We start from the raw sequence: 18927 nt of genomic DNA, 5'->3' as shown, positions 1-18927 counted from the left end.
CTACCTCAAAAATATGGCATCATCGGTCTGGCGTATTAAAGTGGGCAGATTGCAGCGCGGTTGAGTTTTTGAACTTCAAGGGCTTAACGCTAAACTGAAAAGAATGAACGAATTATAAAGCGAGGAACGTCGTGGAAGTCATTAAGGGGAAAGAACTACAGGTAGCCGATGCCGTCTATGCCTTCCAGCTGGACGGTCACGGCGGCGTCACCGACATCAACAAAGCATGCGTCGCGACGGACGAAAAACCTTGCTGGCTGCATCTGGATTACACCCGCCCGGAAAGCGAAAAATGGATCACCAACACGCCTGTATTACCGGACACGGTGCGCGAGGCGCTGGCCGGTGACAGCGTGCGCCCGAAAGTTATCCGCATGGGTGAAGGCACGCTGATCACACTGCGCAGCATCAATCTCAATGCGGATTCACGCCCGGACCAGTTGGTGACTATTCGCGTGTATCTCACTGATAAAATGATCGTTTCAACGCGCCATCGCAAAGTCTTCTCGATGGAAGAGATGATTAACGACATGCAGCAGGGCAGCGGGCCGAAGAGTACCGGCAGCTGGCTGGTGGAAATGTGCGATGCGCTGACCGATCACACCAGCGATTTTATCGAAGATCTGCACGACAAAATCATTGATATTGAAGATGACCTGATGGAACAGCAGGTGCCGGAGCGCGGCCAGATGGCGTTACTGCGTAAACAGCTGATCGTCCTGCGTCGTTACATGGCACCACAACGCGACGTATTTTCGCGTCTTTCCAGCGAGCGTTTGCCGTGGATGAACGATGACGAACGTCGTCTGATGCAGGAAATCTCGGACCGCTTAGGGCGTGGACTCGACGATCTGGACGGCAGTATTGCCCGTACGGCGGTGCTTTCCGATGAAATCAGCTCACTGATGGCCGATTCCCTCAACCGCCGCACCTATACCATGTCGATGCTGGCGATGGTATTTCTGCCGACAACGTTTCTGACTGGCCTGTTCGGCGTCAATCTCGGCGGTATTCCCGGCAACTCGTCACATCTGGGATTTGGAATTTTCTGTGTATCGCTGGTGGTGCTGGTGGGCGGCGTTGCGTGGTGGCTGAAGAAAAGCCGCTGGCTGTAGGGCAGGGAACCTGCGAAAAAAAACCAAAAAAAAGCCGGTCAGAAGACCGGCGTCGTTCGAATCAAAAAGTGCTATGCATTAATTCTAAAAATTTGGAAATAAGACAATATGGAGCACAACGCCCATCGCTTGACGTTGCATTCACCTGCGGAATGGATAGTGCACCGATTCAGCGCTGCTAATGTTGATTTGGCTCAATCTTTTTGAGGTTTCTGTGCTATCAGCCCGGTCTGTGTGGATTTGTGCCATGCGGATCTCAAAACTTACGATCAGGAGTCTGTTTTGCACACCGGAGAAATGATTCATCAGGCGTATGAAAGTACGACCGAAAGGACGCTGGAATTATGGAATGCGCATGGAGAAACCGGTGCAGTTAGAACCGAACCCTTCTACCACCCGACCAAACTGGCTATCACCAGCGGAAACCGCGCGGGGGCAGCGATGGCCGGGCTGCTATCTGATTTAACCACCGCTGCGCAGGGCGATCCGCTGGCGGACATCGCGCCGACCGACGGCATGCATTTTACGTTCTTTGCGATCACACAGGCGCTGTACGACCGGCCTGAAGACGCTGACGATCTCGCCGGGCTGGCGGATATTTTCCAACAACACTGCGCCGGTCATGTGATGCAAATCAGCGAGTTGCAACTTGTCGCACTGCCCAATCAGCTGCTGCTGGCCGGTATTCCTGACGGGGAAAGTTTGCGCGTCAGGCAGTCCCTGGTGGAGCATCTGCTGGCGACAAAATGGGCGGGAAAAATCAAAGACCGCTACCCTGATGCCGCCATTCCGCAAATCTTCTGGCATAGCACGCTGCTGCGTTACAGCGCTGAATTTATATCTGAACCGCTGCGGGCATTCTTTCGCGAAAAACGGCAACAACCGTTCGGCTCAGTCAGCCTGCCGGTAAAACTGGTAATGACCAACTACAACTGGACTGACACGGTTTTTCTGTCCTGAAAGTAAAAAGCCCGCATCAGAGGCGGGCTTTCATTTCTTAACGGCGCGTTCGTGAAAGGTTATTTAATTTCCAGCACGTTCAGGCGCTCAACCGGGGCGACGGTTTCATCGTCTTCCGGCTGCCAGCCGACCGGTTGCATAGGAATCTCTTCACGATCGAACGCCAGATCCCCACCGTCTACCACTTCGCCACCGTGCTGGATCCCTTTAAAATCGAAGAGATTCATATCATTGAGGTGTGAAGGCACCACATTTTGCATCGCACTGAACATGGTTTCGATACGGCCCGGATATTTTTTGTCCCAGTCTTTCAGCATGTCGCCGATCACCTGACGTTGCAGGTTTGGCTGTGAACCGCACAGGTTACAAGGGATGATCGGGTATTCGCGTGCAATCGCAAAACGCTCGATGTCTTTTTCGCGGCAGTACGCCAGCGGGCGGATCACGATGTGTTTGCCGTCGTCGCTCATCAGTTTCGGTGGCATACCTTTCAGTTTGCCGCCGTAGAACATATTGAGGAACAGCGTTTGCAGGATGTCATCGCGGTGATGGCCAAGTGCAATCTTAGTACAGCCCAGTTCAGTCGCGGTGCGGTACAAAATCCCACGGCGCAGACGTGAACATAAGGAGCAGGTGGTTTTGCCCTCGGGAATTTTATCTTTCACGATAGCGTAAGTATCTTCGGTCACTATCTGGTATTCCACACCCAGCTTTTCCAGATACGCTGGCAGAATATGCGCCGGGAAACCCGGTTGCTTCTGATCCAGGTTAACGGCAATCAGTGAGAAGTTCACCGGTGCACTTTTTTGCAGATTGCGCAAAATTTCCAGCATGGTGTAACTGTCTTTACCGCCCGACAGGCACACCATTATGCGATCACCTTCCTCGATCATGCCAAAGTCAGCAATGGCTTTACCGACGTCACGACGCAGGCGTTTCTGAAGCTTATCGATGTTGTATTTTTCTTTCTGAATTGGACTGGTCACAAATTTCTCTTTCGCAAAATCGCGGCGCGCAGGCCGCCAGTGTCTATGCGCAGTAGGGTACGGATTTTGCTGCCTGCTGTCAGGTAGATTTTTGCGTAAATCAGGGTTTTTTGTGGACATAAAATCACCAAAAAACTTCCATTTGTCCGAATCTCAGATGAATGTGAAATTCCTGACTATAGTTAATAGACTCATTGTTAAGAAAAAACCCTAATTCAGGAGGGATGATATGAAAAGGAAAAACCTTATTGCCGCATCACTGGCAGCTGTCTCAATACTGTTTGTTGCAGGCTGTGCCTCGAATCAGGCAATAAAAACGACGGACGGAAAAACCATCGTAACGGACGGTAAACCTCAGGTGGATGACGATACCGGTCTGGTGTCGTACAAAAATGCAGAGACTGGTCAAACAGAGCAAATTAACCGCGATCAGGTTAAAAACATGAGCGAGTTGGATAACTAATTTATCCAATCATTTTGACAAAGGAGAGAACGATGAACAGGAAATTGATTCTGCCACTAGCCGCATTAATCAGTGTCGCAGCGTTGTCAGGCTGCACCCGTACCAGCTATGCCATTCAGACGAATGATGCGCGAACCATCATCAGCGACGGTAAACCCAAAGAAGCCGAAACCGGCCTGTTGGAATATACCGATGCTAATGGTGTGAAACAGCAAATCAGTAAAACTGAAGTTAAGCAGGTGACGGAGCTTCCGAAGTAATATCGCTTTTTGTCTGTTTTTTCCGACATCTAAACCCGCTGAAAAGCGGGTTTTTTTGCTTGTTGTAAAAAAAATGCAGAACTTCGCCACGCAAAGTCCTGCATCGTTTTCTAAACGCCGGTGATTACCGCTGCGACGTCGCGATTTTCACTTTATCCGCCGCTGCGGCTTTTTCGGCTTTCGCTGCGGTCATGCCTTTTTCTGCGCTGCGGTGTAATACCCAGCCGAAAATGAGAATCGACAGGGCGCACAGCAGGAACAGGATCCGTCCCCAGAGCGGGTTAGGGACCAGCACCATCAGCAGTAAACCAGCACCCATGTACATCGAAATACGGCCAATTTTATCGCGTTGCAGCCGGTCGAACTCATCCTGTTCGTTGTCAGCATAGACCGGCGTTTCCATATCGATGAAGAACTGTTTGCGCTGTGCCTCGCGCGAGGTATTCGCTTCACGGTAGAACAGACTTGTCAGGCAGAAGAACCCGCCGGTGAACACCATGTGTGAGAAGATATTCCACATGATAGCCACGTCCAGCAGCTCACGTGCGGTAAGTGTGATCCCCAGCGCGCGTGCAACGTCCGGTGCGGTAAAGACGTTAGCGACAACGTACGATACGCCCAGCCCGAACAGGACGGTGGCCCAACCTGCCCAGTCCGGCGTTTTACGGATAAACACGCCAAGGAACAGCGGCACGACAATCGGCGCCTGCATCAGCGTGCCGACTTTCATCATCAGATCGAAAAGGCTCACGGTCTGCATCGTATGCATGTACTGCGCGACCAGGATCACCAGCACACCGTTCACCACGCAGGCTATTTGCCCGACGCGCAACTGATACTTGTCGCTGCGCGCGCCGTTACGGTTGACGACCGGCGTCCAGAAGCTGCGCACAAAAATCCCCGAGTTACGGTTCAGCGCGCAATCCATGGAGGACATCGTTGCTGCAAACAGTCCGGCCATCAGCAGGCCAACGGTACCAAGTGGCATGGCGCGTTCGGCAAAAATCAGATACACCGCATCGGTGGCGTTTTTGCCTAACTCAGGGTGAGCGGTGGCGGCGTCCGGATACAGAACGGCGACCGCCCACGGCGGGATGAACCAGATAAGCGTACCGACAAACATCAGCACCAGCGCGAACAGCGCCGCTTTTTTGGCATTGAAACTGTCTTTGGCATTCAGAAAACGGTAGGAATCCTGAAGATTATTGATGCTTTGCACGTTCTTGATGAAGAAGAACAGGAAGCAGGCCACCAGCAGCGAGATGTAATGCGGCCCGACGTCCGGCCCGGTAAAGAAGCCGGAAGGGAACTCAGTGACCAGTTTGACCGGTCCGCCGACTTTAAACAGCGCCACCACCGCGCAGGCAATTGAAATAATCGCCACCACCAGCGTCTGAACAAAATCGCTCGCCACCACGCCCCATGCGCCACTCAGTAATGAAATCACCAGCACCACCACGCCGGTGACCCACAGTGTGAGCGTGATGTCGTGCTTGAACACCGCGCTGGCAAACACCGCCAGACTGTTCAGCCATACACCGGCGCTCAGGATGCTGAGCGGAATTATCATCCAGGTAAAAAACTGTTCGTTGCCTTTGCCGAAGCGGTGGTTGATGGCCTCAGTGGCCGTATCGACCCGCAGCTGACGAAAACGCGTGGCGAACCACCACCAGGCGATGAGATAACCGAAGACGTTACCGGCGAACACGCTAACCACATTGAAACCGTAGCGGTAGGCCTGCCCGGCGGCACCGGTGAACGTCCATGCGCTGAACTGGATCATGAACGCGGTCGCGCCAACCATCCACCAGAGCATTCGCCCGCCGCCGCGAAAATAGTGGCTCGAGGAGCCGGACGCCATCTTTTTGAAGGCATAACTGATAGCAATCATTAAGACGAAGTAACCGATCATGACCAGAACATTGATATCCATTGTCGTTACTCTCTCATTTGTAGGTGAGGTGTTTTTGGTTATGTATTGAGCAAGCGTAGAAGAGAGTAATGGAATTAAAAGTCAGACAAATAAGAAATGCTTAGTTTGTTATCGATTTGTGAAGTCGGTCACTTGCTGGGCTATTTGTGGCTTTTTCAGCCAATTCCGACTGGCGCTTATCAACATTCGTTGCTTTATTAGTAGTACTAAAGCGAACGAAAACGTTGTCACCGGAGAACGCATGAGGTTATTTAAGTACCGTACCGTTGGGGTAAAACAGCTTGTTGCAGCGTTAATTATGATGTCTGGCGGCGCAGGAGCATTCGCCGCTGAACCGGCATTTCTTAATACTGTTCAAATGGAAGTGGTGCGTCAGCAACTGCACGACAACACGGCTGCACCACAGACCTCAGACGCGTACCGTCATCTGCTGGCCGCGGCGGATTCGGCGCTAAACAAACCCAATCTCAGCGTGACCGACAAAGGCATGACCCCGCCAAGCGGGTCGAAGCACGATTATCTCAGCCTGAGCGCTTACTGGTGGCCTGACGACAGCAAACCTGATGGTCTGCCGTGGATCCGCAAGGACGGGCACGTCAATCCGGCCAGTAAAAACGATCAAAGCGACGGCGTAAGGCTGGCGGATTTCACCGCACGGGTGCAGAACCTGACGCTGGCCTGGTATTTCTCCGGTGAACAGAAATATGCCGATAAAGCCGCCAGCCTGCTGCGCGCCTGGTTTATCACGCCTGAAACGCGCATGAACCCGAATCTGAATTTTGCGCAGGGTGTGCCGGGAATTTCACCGGGGCGCAACGCCGGTGTACTAGATGGCCGCTATTTCTCCACGCGCATTGTGGATTCACTGATGTTACTGCGCGGCAATCCCGCGTGGAGCGACAACGACGAACAGCAACTCCGTGCGTGGATGTCAGAATATCTGCAATGGCTGCAGGGCAGCAAAATTGCCAGGAAGGAAGGGCGCACCGAGAATAATCACGGCAACTGGTACGTGACGCAGGTGTCGGGCATCGCGTGGTATCTCGGTGATAAAGCCGTGATCCGCGATATGGCAACGCTGATGAAAAGTAAGCTCGACGTGCAGCTCAAACCCGATGGCACGCAGCCTGCCGAACTGGCGCGCACCCGATCCTTTCATTACAGCTATTTCAATTTGCAGGCGATCAGCATGATGGCGGTGCTGGCGCAGAAAAATGGTATTGACCTTTGGCACTACAAAACGCCGCAGGGCGGCAGTCTGCTGACCTCGCTGGATTTCATGGCGCGCTTCACCGATCCGACCGTGGCGTGGCCTTACAAATCCATCGACCAGATCCGCGTTCGCCCGTTGCCGCTGCTGTCCTGGGCGGATAATTCCACCGGCCAGCCGCGCTACCAGCAGAAGATCCGCAGTGCGACTTTCACAGTGCCGCCTGCGGATAAAAGTAAAAAAATGGCCGGTGGCTATCATGAAGACGTGACGCGCGGCGCGGTGATGGAAGCCGAGCGGGAGACCTGGCTGATATCGCTGCCGTCGTTTGCGACCGGCTATGTCGCGCCTCAGCAACAGGAGAGCGGAAAATGAGTCACTGGCAGCCGTTGCTGATTTCCGTTTCTGAGGCCGAAAAACTGCGCGGGCAGAGGGAGGAGGATTCCCTGCTGGGCGCGGCGCTGCGCGGGCAAATCATTTCGCTGGAACGCTTTATGGCGCAGCCGCAGCGCATTCCCGGCCACGGTGAAGCGGGAGGCCCCGAGCATACGCAGCACAAGCAAAACTACCTTTATATCAATCTGGCCGGAAGGTTATTCCTGGTCACCGGCGAGATGCGCTACCGCGATTTCGCGCTGGCGCTGCTGACCGGTTACGCCGACATTTTCCCTTCGCTCGGCAGCGCTACCAGCAAAGACAGCAACGCGCCGGGACGGCTTTTCCATCAGACGCTCAACGAAAATATGTTTTGGCTGTACGCCGTCGAAGGCTATCACTGCCTGATCCCCTCGCTCAGTCAGGAACAATGCACCCATATTGCCGATAATCTGTTCCGGGTGATGGCCGACGACGCGCTGAACCGCCACAGCAAAGATTTCGATATCGTGCACAATCACGGCATCTGGTCGGTGGCGGCGGCAGCCATCAGCGGTTATGTGCTCGGCGATTTATCATTGGTTGAAAAAGCGTTATATGGCGTGAAGGGCGACAGTGAAAGCGGCGGATTTTTTGCCCAGCTCAGCCAGCTGTTTTCACCGGACGGTTACTACATCGAAGGGCCGTATTATCACCGCTTTGCGCTGCGACCTTTGCTGTTGCTGAGTGAGGTGATTGAACGACGTCAGCCGGAATTACAGATTTATCAGTTCCGTGATCAAATCATCCGCAAAACCTGCGAAGCGCTGATGCAGACTGCCTTCCCCGACGGAACCTGGCCAGCACTCAACGACTCCTCCAAAACCATTAATATCCGCGATGACGGCGCAGTCATCGCCGCCAGCGTGTGCTATCACCGTTATCTGCATAACCCGCAGTGGATCGCCGTCGCGCAGCAACAACAGACTGTCTGGGTCAGCCCGGCTGCGCTGGAATTATCCGCGGCGTTGCAAAGTGCGCCAGCGCAAAACGTCGACTGGGGAAGCGTCGAACTGCGCGACGGGCCGGAAGGTGCGCAGGGCGGCCTCGGGATATTGCGCAGCGCAAATCAGGACATGGCGCTGATGTGGTACGGCCAGCACGGCAGCATTCCGCGCCTGCATTCGGCGCTCAATCACGGGCATTTCGACGGCCTGCACCTCAGCCTGTTCAACCGTGGCCGCGAGTTTTTACGCGATTACGGTTTTGGTCGCTGGGTGAATGTCGAACCAAAGTTTGGCGGGCGCTACATTCCCGAAAACAACAGCTACTGCAAACAGACCGTTGCGCACAACACCGTGGTGGTTGATGAGCAAAGTCAGCATGGCGGGCAAAGTCTGGAGGCCGAGAAACGTTGGGGCGAAAGGCACTTCTTCGTCACGGACAGTCCGTCCGGACAAGCCATGAGTGCGCGGCTCAACGGCTATTATCCCGGCGTGCTGCAACAGCGCACCGTGCTGATGCTGGATTTACCCGAATTTGGCTCGCCACTTATCGTGGATGTATTCCGCCTGACCAGCCAGCAGCCGCATCGTTACGATTATTGTCTGCATCACCTCGGTCAGTTCGTGCGCAGCGACGTGGAGCTTGATGTCGCGAAAGTCCTGAAACCGCTCGGAGACAGTCACGGTTATCAACACCTTTGGGACTGTGCACGTGGCACGGTGGCGGCGGGAGATTCGGCGTTATTCAGCTGGCTGGACGGCGATGGCTACAGGACGCTGGTCAGCGCCTTTCCCGAAGGCGGCGAACTGATCGTCGCACGCACCGGCGCCAGCGATCCGCATTTCAACCTTCGCCATGAACCGGCGCTGATACTGCGTACTCACGGTACTCATGCCATTTTCGCCAGCGTGTTTGAAACACACGGGTATTTCGATGAAGCCACCGAAACTTCACTCAATGCGCGGGGCGACGTCACCAGCGTCAGCGTGGTAAGCCACGACGATCTGCAAACAGAAATCAACATTCTCTTCACGGAAAACCGGATGCTGAACGTCCGCATCAATAACCGCGCCGCGCCGACAGCGGAAAATGCGTTCAGCGCGGCGTGGCAATCTGTTTTACCTCTGAACATCCCTGAAAACTGAAGGAGCACGCATGTTTAACGATCTGAAAGGCCAGCGAGTTTTGATTACCGGTTCAACGAAAGGTATTGGTCTGGCGGCAGCAAAAGCCTTCGCGGCGGCAGGCGCGAAAGTGGGCATTAACGGTCACCGTCACGACGCCAGCCTCGAACAATTGGCGGCGGAAATCGCCAAAAATGGCGGTGAAGTCGCGTACTTCGGCGCTGACGTCACGAAATCTGCCGAATGCGAGACGTTGGTGGCAAACTTCGTTGAACGCTTTGGTGGTATCGACGTGCTGATCAACAACGCCGGGGGCCTCGGCGGGCGTCAGGGGCTGGAAAGCATTGACGACGAATTTTACGATCATGTGATGGATCTCAACGCCCGTTCGGCGCTGATGGTCACCAAATTTGCCATCCCGCATTTGCGTCATTCTGCCAGACAGAGTGGTAAAACGACGTCGGTTATCAGCACCGGTTCCATCGCCGGGCGTGAAGGCGGCGGGCCGGGCGCGAGTTTGTACGCGGCCTCGAAAGCCTGGCTGCACAACGTACACCGTAACTGGGTGAAGGAGTTCACCAAAGACAATATCCGCTTCAACGTGGTTTCACCCGGCACCATCGACACGGTTTTCCACGCGGACAAAAGCCCGGAAGTGCGCGAGAAAATCGCCGGAAGTATTGCCATGGGCCGCTTTGGTACCAGCGAAGAGCTGGCACCGAGCTTCCTGTTTTTCGCCTCACACGCGTGCAGCGGCTATATCACCGGTCAGATATTGGACGTCAACGGCGGCCAGATGGCGCCATAGCGCACAGTTCGTGAGTTTCATCGCGGCGGACGCATGCAGCGCTTCGCCGCCTGAACTATGCTGTCGGCAATCTGCACATAAAAAGGGAATAGCATGACGATGCAGTTTGAAACCGCCGCAGGTATGACGCGCGGCCTTAATACCCATATTGCCCGCGATATCGCCCGCAAAATTCTCTCCGGCGAACTGGCCTGCGGTGCCATTTTGCCGAGTGAAATCGAGCTCGGCGAGCAGTTTGGCGTCAGCCGCACGGCCTTGCGCGAAGCGCTGAAACTGCTCACGTCGAAAGGTCTGCTGGAATCCCGCCCGAAAATCGGCACGCGCGTAAAAGAACGTCCGCAATGGAATATGCTCGACCCGCAACTGCTGGAGTGGATGCAGGGCATGGAAGCGACCGAAGAGATTTATCATCAGTTTCTTGAATTTCGCAAAGCCATCGAACCGCATGCCACCGCGCTTGCTGCCGTCAACGCCAGCAAAGAACAGCGGATCGAGCTCTCGCGGATCTATCGCCAGATGTGTCACGTCGCGGAGAATTTCGACGCACAGGCGTGGGTGGACATCGATACCCAGTTTCACAGGATGATTTTCATCTCCTCCGGCAATTGTTTTTACGTCCCGTTCGGCAATGTGCTGACCACCATTTTCAAATGGTTTTTCGAATTTTCCTCAAAGGAAGGCGGAATGTGTCTGAACGAGCATAAAAGGATTTACGAAGCGATCATGGCGGGGGATGAGGGGGAAGCTTATTCAGCGTCATTGAGTTTGATGAAGGGGCATAAGCATCGGCTTGGATCGGGGGGGTAATTCAACTTCAAGTTAAATTCAAATTCAACTTGAAGTTGAATTTGAATTCAAATTCAAGGTCAACACCGTGGGTTGCCACCCACACCGGCCCAAAGGACGCGTAAACGCGCGCCCTCTGGACTCCCGCGTTTTTAAAAACACGTGCCATGCATCCTGGCTATGTTTCAGGTATTACCGCTATTGCCGCAAAATCACGCCGCTCCGCGGTGCCCTTCGCTCGGGTTACAACCCGCGCACAAAGACGCGCGGTTTTTCACCTCTCGCTACGGCGCGATTTTCGAACGCGGCCAGACACTTTTTAGGTCACAACCTCACCGACTCAGGACGAAAAAAGAAAATAAAAACAATATAAAAATAGAAAACAGCCAACAGCCAACAGCCAACAGCCAAGTAAAAATTGAAAATGACTTGGGTCTGTCTTGTCTTTAAAAATGGTGAGATGGCGCGATCAATAAATCCTGCAAAACGGAGCGGGCTGGAGACCTTAGGCTCCAGCACCGAGAGAAGGTACCGCGTAGCGGCAGGGTTTTGCGCCACCCTCCTTAGCCGCAGAACAGGTCCATCATTCCCGCGATAGCGCTTTTTAAAATAAACGCAGGATTGTTAAGGGGCGCGTTTACGCCCCTTAACCCGGTGTGGGCCGGCGCCCACGACTTTGACCTTGACGTTGATTTAAAAGCTGACCTTAGTCAGCACTTTTCCCCGCCAGCATGGCCAAAAACTCATATTTTTGTTTCAGCTCTTTCTCTGCCGCCGCATATAACGCGGTAGCGACTTCCGGCTGCTGGGCATTGAGCCGGCGGAAACGCTGTTCGTTGTTGAGCGTATCCGTCAGCCCTGCGCCCGGCGGACGGGAGTCCAGTGCCAGTGCCGGTTTACCTTCATCTGCGCGACGCGGATCAAACCGGTACAGAGGCCAGAATCCGGTAGTGGTCAGCTGTTTCATCTGATCATGGCTGAGCGCCAGGTCATAGCCGTGCTCCTCGCACGGGCTGTACGCGATAATCAGCGACGGCCCCGGATAGGCCTCGGCTTCCTGTATGGCTTTTACCGTCTGGTTCAGCTGCGCGCCGAGCGAAATCTGTGCGACGTAAACATGACCATACATCATCATGCTGACGCCCAGATCTTTGCGCGATTTTCGCTTGCCTTGTTCGGCGAATTTCGTCACCGCGCCGAGCGGGGTGGCTTTCGACTGCTGACCGCCGGTGTTGGAATAACACTGGGTATCCAGCACCAGCACGTTGACGTTTTCAGTCAGACTGAGAACGTGATCCAGACCGCCGAAGCCGATGTCGTAAGCCCAGCCGTCACCGCCAATCAACCAGATGGATTTATCCACTAAGTGATCGGCGTCGGTCGCCAGCTGACGGGCGTCAGGGGTATCGATGTCCGCCAGAATTTTGCGCAGCGCGGTGACATGCTCGCGTTTCACTTCCGGCGTGACGGTGTCGTCGCGCAGGCCGCCCAGCAATTCAGCCGGAATATGTTCTTCCAATGACGCCACCAGACGCAATACGCGGCGACGGTGCTGATCGACCGTCAGGCGAAAGCCCAGACCGAACTCGGCATTGTCTTCAAACAGCGAGTTTGCCCATGCCGGGCCACGGCCTTCGGCGTTGGTGGTGTACGGCGTTGACGGCAGATTACCGCCGTAAATCGAGGAACAGCCGGTGGCGTTGGCAATCAGCAAACGGTCGCCGTACAGCTGGGTAATAAGCTTAATGTAAGGTGTCTCGCCGCAGCCGGAGCAGGCGCCGGAATACTCGAACAGCGGGGTGATCAGCTGCGAGGTGCGGATATCGATGCGTTCCAGCGTGGTTTTATCAATTTCAGGCAGCTTGAGGAAGAAATCGTAGTTGGCGCGCTCTTCTTCCAGATGATCAATGCGGTCAGCCATGTTAATGGCTTTGATTGACGGATCCTGACGATCTTTCGCCGGACAAACTTCGACGCACAAATTACAGCCGGTGCAGTCTTCCGGTGCGACCTGAAGCACGTATTTCTGACCACGCATATCGCGGGATTTCACGTCCAGCGACTGCAATGCTGACGGCGCGTTTTCCATTTCCTGCGGCTGAACCACTTTGGCGCGGATCGCGGAATGCGGACAGGCGGCGACGCAGTGGTTGCACTGAGTACACAAATCCGGCTTCCAGATCGGCACTTCCTCGGCAATATTGCGTTTCTCCCACTGCGTGGTGCCGGTCGGCCAGGTGCCGTCCGGCGGGAAAGCGGAAACCGGCAGCGCGTCGCCAAGCCCTGCCAGCATCGCGGCAGTCACGGTTTTGACGAAATCCGGGGCGGCATCGGAGACAATCGGCGGACGTTTATGCGGATTTTCCGGGATTGGTTCCAGCGGCACGGCAACCAGCTGTTCCAGCGTTGCGGCGAGCGCCATCCAGTTGCGGGTAACCACGTCTTCGCCTTTGCTGCTGTAGCTGCGGGCAATCGCGCCCTGCAATTCTTTCAGCGCTTCATCACCTGGCAGAATGTTGGTCAGGTGGAAAAAGGCCATCTGCATGACGGTATTGATACGCGCGCCGAGGCGGCATTCGCGGGCAATTTTCGCAGCGTTGATGACGTACAAACGCGCTTCTCGCTGATGCAGCGCAGCCTGAACTTCCAGCGGCAGTCTCGCCCAGACTTCTGCGGCGCTGAACGGCGTGTTAAGCAGGAAGATACCGCCGTGGCGCAGGCGTTCGGCCATCTGATAAAGATCGATAAACTGCCACTGATGACAGGCAACGAAATGAGCCTGTGTCACCAGATAGGCGGATTTGATCGGGTTTTCGCTGACGCGCAGGTGCGATACCGTCAGGCCGCCGGCCTTTTTGGAGTCGTAAACGAAATATCCCTGCGCGTACATCGGCGTGCTGTTGCCGATTATCTTGATATTGTTCTTGGTCGCCGAGACGGAACCGTCGCTGCCCAGCCCGTAGAACAGGGCTTCCAGCGAGGCGCGTTCTGGCAACTCTTCTTCAACCACCGGCAATGAAAGACCGGTCACGTCGTCATAGATGCCAACGGTAAAGCGCGGGCGCGGCTGGCTGAGCGCCAGTTCGCGAAACACTGAAAGCACGCAGTCGGGGCCGAATTCTTTCGAGGATAATCCGTAGCGTCCGCCGATCACTTTTGGCAGCGAATCGCGTTCGCCGCGTGAAAAGGCTTCCGCCAGCGCGGTCATTACGTCGAGATACAGCGGTTCCGCCAGTGCGCCTGGTTCTTTGGTGCGATCGAGCACCGCAATGCTTTTGACACTCTGCGGCAGCACGGCCAGCAGATGTTCGGCGCTGAACGGACGATAAAGACGCACTTTCAGCACGCCGACTTTTTCACCGCGCGCGTTCAGGGTTTCGATGACTTCTTCGGCGGTGCCGATGCCAGATCCCATCAGTACAATCACGCGCTCGGCCTGCGGATCGCCGACGAATTCGAATGGCTTATATTCACGGCCTGTGAGGGCGGCAAAAGCACTCATGGCGTCGATGACGTGCTGGCAGGTGGCGTTGTAATACGGGTTGGTGGCTTCGCGCGACTGGAAGTAGGTGTCCGGATTGGCGGACGTGCCGCGAATGACCGGATGATCGGGCGAGAGTGCGCGGGCGCGGTGGGCGTCAATTTGCGCCTGAGGCAGCATCTGCTGGAGCGTGTCGTCACTCAGCGGCGCGATTTTATTGATCTCGTGCGAGGTGCGGAAACCGTCAAAGAAATGGATAAACGGCACGCGGCTGTTAAGGCTGGCGACCTGCGAAATCAGCGCGAAATCCTGCGCTTCCTGCACGCTGGCGGCAGAGAGCAGGGCGCAACCGGTCTGGCGTACGGCCATGACGTCGGAATGATCGCCAAAAATTGAAAGCGCATGCGTTGCGACGGTACGGGCAGCAACGTGGAGCACAAACGGCGTCAGCTGACCAGCCAGTTTGTACAGCACCGGGATCATCAGCAGCAGACCCTGCGACGAAGTAAAAGAGGTCGACAGCGCGCCGGTTTGCAATGCGCCGTGGACGGTGGAAATCGCACCGGCTTCCGACTGCATTTCCATTACCGTCGGGACGTCGCCCCATAAGTTTTTCTTCCCTTCGCCTGACCATGCGCCTGCGATTTCGGCCATGGTAGAACTCGGAGTGATCGGGTAGATAGCAATCACTTCGTTAGTGCGATAAGCCACGGAAGCGACTGCGTTATTACCGTCAGTGGTGATCATGGAATACCCTTTGCTTGCTCACAAAAACAGGCCAGCAAACTTTTGGTTATGCTGGCAAGAATAATAAAAGCTTAGCAGAGGGCGGAATAATCAATTTATCCTGATTGTGTGCATGGGTTTTTATTAGTCATGTGAATGATTTGGCCGACACGGGAAAGAAAAGTGTTTCGGTTTATGAACAAAAGCCCGTTTTTTAGGAAAAAGTTGATGTTCTTTCGCAGGAGGACTCGACGCAGACGAAAAACGTCGGATATGATGACCGTTCTAAAAAATTCCCCGCTACAACCCTACTTTTCAGGAGCAGGACAGATGATCACTGCGTTTCGCGTGTTACTGGCCACCGGCGTGCTGGTGTTAGCCGCATGCAGCAGCCATGAAGATTCGGCTGATGTTCCACAAAAAGGCAACAGCGTGAACGTCAGCGCGCGTACCGTGAATATGGACAGTCCGGCTTATGCAGCCTGTTCGATGGCGGGCGGGCAATTGCGACTTGCGCCGCAGCTTGATGGCAGCCGCGTTGGGATGTGCTCCATGTCGAATGGCCGCCAGTGTTCCGAAACGGCATTGATGCAAGGCCGCTGCACTGCGGGATAAACGCCAAACTCAGGTTTGGCGTTTTTGCAGGTGAAACGGGTGATTACATCCGGTCTTTCAGGCGGTATACCAGCGTATGTTTACCCTGAGTCAGGGTCAGTTTATGATCCTGCAAGTTTAAGGCTGCGCCATTGTTGAGCACTTCACCGATCACCTGATCCCATTTATTGAGATTTTCGTCGCTGCACAGCATGCGGGTCGAGGCCAGGCCTTTCACGGTCAGCACGCTGTTTTGCAGTTCGCCCTGTCCAAAGAAGTTATTACACATCTTGCCGGAAACGTGCATTTTCTCCCCGAACTCAATCTCCGGAATGCGCCCCTGCGCCGCGGGAACGGTCTGGCCGTCAACGCTCAGCAGCTCAAAACGATGATGCTGTAAGTCGGTTTGTTTAACCGCGGTGTTCTGATTCATGCTGCATGCGCCCAGCGTCATGGCCGTAGCCAGAATAAACAGTGCCTTTTTCATCTTCTCTCCTGAGAAATATTCCATCCGCATTCTTTTTGTCGATAGATTCATCTAACTAATGCGTCGTTTGCCTGCCTATTATAGCGTGAATAGGTAATAGGGTGAATAGGGTGAGGCGTTAACCCCTCTCTTCGTGCGATTTATCACCTCCGGTAACAATGTTATCCGGCTCTGAACCCAGGTCGATTGTCGAAAATAAAACTTATATCACTGTTGTTTACGCCCCAGTGCCAGCGCGCTATATAGACTTGTCATCATTATTACGGTCTAATCATTACATCGGAAATTATCGTTTATAATATGCGTGAGATATTAAGGGATACGCCATTTCACAATTAACGGTGAAGAGATGAAGATATTACGCGTCGATGATTTCTTTCTTTCAGACGATCATGCGTTCAGCTTATTTGATATGCACCATCAGATGATGGAGGATGTCCACGGGCACGAATTTGATGAACTGGTCATTGTCCGGCACGGCAGCGGATTTCATATTATTAACGATCAGGTGCAGTTTATCTGTCAGGGTGATTTCTTTCTGGTTTCTTCCTGCGATATTCACTGCTATGAATCAGCGAATGAATTATCTGTTATTAATATACTGCTGCACCGCACACGAAATTTTCATTTCATCCAAAATATAGACATCCTAAAAGAGGGGATAAGGCAGCGCACATTGTCACCGAAAAACAAACGTCTTGCACTGAATGAAAATGAATTAGAGAAAATCATCCGGCTGGCCGGAGTGGTCAATAATAAAAACGTTACGGACTACGATGCGGATTATTTTTCTTCTACCGAGTCAGCGCTGCTGGCTATTATCAGTTTACTTTATCGCTGCGCGACGACGAAAGAAGAAAAGACCGGCAGGGTGGAAAGCGGCAAGCGGTACCTGATAAATCATCTCCTTGAAAATTATCACTGCGCTATCAGCTGGCAGGGATTATGCGAAACCAGCGGTATCACCAAACGAACTATGTTTCGCTTTATTAAACAGACCACCGGATATACGCCGGAAAAATTCCAGTTACGCTACCGGTTGCTTAAAACACAGGAATTATTGCGCACCACCGATTATTCCATTGGTGAAATTGCGCTGATGTGCGGATTTACTCATCACGCCAGGCTGACCGAAGCCTATAAAAAACAATTCTCCCGAACGCCCTCTCAGGAGCGTGCACGAGTGAGTAATAGCGTGATCTGATTGCAATAATAAAAGATGAAAATAAGTCACAGGGATTAAAAAGATGAAGTATTAATGTTCACAATAACTTCTAAAGGAATCACCATGTCTATAATCAAACAACCCAATCCCTGGTACGTGGGTGTGGTATCAGGGATGGCGTCTTATATTGATTCAGCCGCAATCGTTTCAAACGGCACCGCACTGGTAATATATCAAAAAGCGATCGGCACCACTGCCTTTGAAATAGGCGTCCTCTCCGGAATATTAACCTTATGTATTGCACTCGGCGCATTATTCGGTGGCAGGATGGGGGATTGCTACGGACGCCGTACCGTGTTTATTGCGACCATGATCATGATTATTATCGGCACGCTGCTGTTAGCCTTCGGTCATCAATTTCCGATACTGTTAACGGGCACTGTTTTGGTCGGTCTGGCCACCGGCGCAGATCTGCCGGTATCGCTGGCGACCATCTCTGAAGCTGCCACGGATAAGAACCGCGGGAAAATTATCGGTCTTTCTAATCTGCTGTGGTTTCTCGGTATCGTGATGACCATGTCCGTCTCCGCCGTGGTCGGCGGCTGGGGGCATATTGGCGGACAGGTGATGTATCTGCATGTCTGCGCCGTGGCGGTGATTTTGCTGGCACTGCGCTGCACTATCCCGGAATCACCGATGTGGCTCACTGCCCGAAATGAGTATAAGAAAGGGCTGACCACCGTTCGTGCGCAGAAAGTGGCGTACCGGGATTTGGTTAAAGGCAAATATCTACTGCCCTTTGTCTCGCTGTGTACTTTCTACATGTTCACTAATCTGGCGGCCAATACCGGCGGGCAGTTCGGCACCTACGTCGCGGTCAACGTGGTCGGCATCAGCGTTGAGAAAAACTCCCTTTGGAATCTGCTGACCTTACCGGTAGGCGTGATTGCCGGGATAATCTTCATGCGTTTCGTCGATACGCCTAAGCGGATCCCGACCTTCATTGTCGGCGCATTCTGCTTTGCCGGAGGTTTTTTCCTGCCGGTTATTTTCAACTTCTCGCCGCTATCCTGGTTCTGCTGCCTGTTCTTTACTGCATTGGGCAGCGGACTGGCCTTTGAGGGCATCATGAAGGTCTGGTCGCAGGAATCCTTCCCGACCATGCTGAGATCCACTGCACAGGGCGTCATTGTGGCAATCTCCAGATTGTCCTGCGGGCTGCTGGCGTTTGTGACGCCATTATTACTCGATGCCGGACCTGTCGCGCTCTATTCAATTTTATCCACTGTCGTCGCGTTAGGTCTTTTCATTGGCTGGTTGTGTTTTCACGGCAAACAGCGCAATGAATTCAAAAGTGAATCTGAAAATTATATTGAAAAGAATCATTATATTTCTCCGGGAATGTCCGCAGAAAAAATCTCATCACAACACCTCTGAACCTTCATTAATGTGCCGTAATTAAGGAGTGAC

Annotated in this window: 15 protein-coding genes; 11 read left to right on the top strand and 4 right to left on the bottom strand. The window is 53.6% G+C overall.

The genetic code is table 11. The annotated features are described in order from the left end of the window. Positions 1 to 131 precede the first annotated feature (131 nt). Both zntB and TU92_RS14880 read left to right on the top strand, forming a co-directional pair. Positions 132 to 1115, top strand: a complete 984-nt coding sequence (gene zntB, locus TU92_RS14885) for a zinc transporter ZntB (protein ID WP_112168001.1) — start codon at positions 132 to 134, stop codon at positions 1113 to 1115. Between the two features lie 282 nt (positions 1116 to 1397). Further along, positions 1398 to 2075, top strand: coding sequence for a hypothetical protein (locus TU92_RS14880; RefSeq protein ID WP_112168000.1), 678 nt, complete (start codon positions 1398 to 1400; stop codon positions 2073 to 2075). A 59-nt stretch (positions 2076 to 2134) separates the two neighbouring features. On the opposite strand, the gene ttcA is transcribed toward TU92_RS14880, so the two are convergent. After that, positions 2135 to 3061 (bottom strand): tRNA 2-thiocytidine(32) synthetase TtcA, encoded by a 927-nt coding sequence (gene ttcA, locus TU92_RS14875; protein WP_112168040.1) that lies wholly within the window; start codon positions 3059 to 3061, stop codon positions 2135 to 2137. Between the two features lie 229 nt (positions 3062 to 3290). On the opposite strand from ttcA, the gene TU92_RS14870 reads away from it, so the two are divergent. Further along, positions 3291 to 3524, top strand: coding sequence for a YgdI/YgdR family lipoprotein (locus TU92_RS14870; protein WP_112167999.1), 234 nt, complete (start codon positions 3291 to 3293; stop codon positions 3522 to 3524). Between the two features lie 32 nt (positions 3525 to 3556). Then, entirely contained in the window at positions 3557 to 3784 is a 228-nt protein-coding gene (locus TU92_RS14865) for a YgdI/YgdR family lipoprotein (protein WP_056770375.1), read from the top strand. Positions 3785 to 3908: 124 nt separating this feature from the next. Here the strand turns inward: TU92_RS14865 and TU92_RS14860 are convergent, their stop codons facing one another. Continuing rightward, entirely contained in the window at positions 3909 to 5717 is a 1809-nt protein-coding gene (locus tag TU92_RS14860; protein WP_112167998.1) for a sodium:solute symporter family transporter, read from the bottom strand. A gap of 241 nt (positions 5718 to 5958) precedes the next feature. On the opposite strand from TU92_RS14860, the gene TU92_RS14855 reads away from it, so the two are divergent. The 4 genes from TU92_RS14855 to TU92_RS14840 all read left to right on the top strand — a co-directional run bounded on the left by TU92_RS14855 (position 5959) and on the right by TU92_RS14840 (position 11025). Further along, positions 5959 to 7302 carry an alginate lyase family protein gene (locus TU92_RS14855; protein WP_112167997.1) on the top strand — a complete coding sequence of 448 codons (1344 nt, stop codon included), beginning with the start codon at positions 5959 to 5961 and terminating at the stop codon, positions 7300 to 7302. Further along, entirely contained in the window at positions 7299 to 9431 is a 2133-nt protein-coding gene (locus TU92_RS14850; protein WP_112167996.1) for a heparinase II/III domain-containing protein, read from the top strand. The genes TU92_RS14855 and TU92_RS14850 overlap by 4 nt, the downstream gene beginning before the upstream one ends. A 10-nt stretch (positions 9432 to 9441) precedes the next feature. Then, positions 9442 to 10218, top strand: a complete 777-nt coding sequence (locus TU92_RS14845) for an SDR family NAD(P)-dependent oxidoreductase (RefSeq protein ID WP_112167995.1) — start codon at positions 9442 to 9444, stop codon at positions 10216 to 10218. Positions 10219 to 10311: 93 nt separating this feature from the next. Next, positions 10312 to 11025, top strand: a complete 714-nt coding sequence (locus TU92_RS14840) for a FadR/GntR family transcriptional regulator (RefSeq protein WP_112167994.1) — start codon at positions 10312 to 10314, stop codon at positions 11023 to 11025. A 685-nt stretch (positions 11026 to 11710) separates the two neighbouring features. On the opposite strand, the gene nifJ is transcribed toward TU92_RS14840, so the two are convergent. Continuing rightward, entirely contained in the window at positions 11711 to 15232 is a 3522-nt protein-coding gene (gene nifJ, locus TU92_RS14835; protein ID WP_112167993.1) for a pyruvate:ferredoxin (flavodoxin) oxidoreductase, read from the bottom strand. Positions 15233 to 15541: 309 nt separating this feature from the next. Here nifJ and TU92_RS14830 point away from each other — a divergent pair, with 309 nt between their 5' ends. Continuing rightward, positions 15542 to 15826: a putative hemolysin gene (locus TU92_RS14830; RefSeq protein WP_112167992.1), complete on the top strand. Its 285-nt coding sequence runs from the start codon at positions 15542 to 15544 to the stop codon at positions 15824 to 15826. A gap of 43 nt (positions 15827 to 15869) precedes the next feature. Here TU92_RS14830 and hslJ read toward each other — a convergent pair whose 3' ends face one another. Next, positions 15870 to 16292, bottom strand: a complete 423-nt coding sequence (gene hslJ / locus TU92_RS14825; RefSeq protein ID WP_112167991.1) for a heat shock protein HslJ — start codon at positions 16290 to 16292, stop codon at positions 15870 to 15872. A gap of 424 nt (positions 16293 to 16716) precedes the next feature. Between hslJ and TU92_RS14820 the strand changes: the two genes are divergently transcribed. Next, on the top strand, positions 16717 to 17496 hold the full coding sequence (locus TU92_RS14820; protein WP_244207790.1) for a helix-turn-helix domain-containing protein: 780 nt from the start codon (positions 16717 to 16719) through the stop codon (positions 17494 to 17496). An 84-nt stretch (positions 17497 to 17580) separates the two neighbouring features. Further along, positions 17581 to 18894, top strand: a complete 1314-nt coding sequence (locus tag TU92_RS14815) for an MFS transporter (protein WP_112167989.1) — start codon at positions 17581 to 17583, stop codon at positions 18892 to 18894. The last annotated feature ends 33 nt before the right edge of the window (positions 18895 to 18927 follow it).

The organism is Rahnella inusitata (assembly GCF_003263515.1).
In the GTDB taxonomy this organism is placed as follows: domain Bacteria; phylum Pseudomonadota; class Gammaproteobacteria; order Enterobacterales; family Enterobacteriaceae; genus Rahnella; species Rahnella inusitata.
The sequence above is the reverse complement of the archived record's forward strand: the minus strand, read 5'-3'. Positions and strand labels throughout refer to the sequence as shown.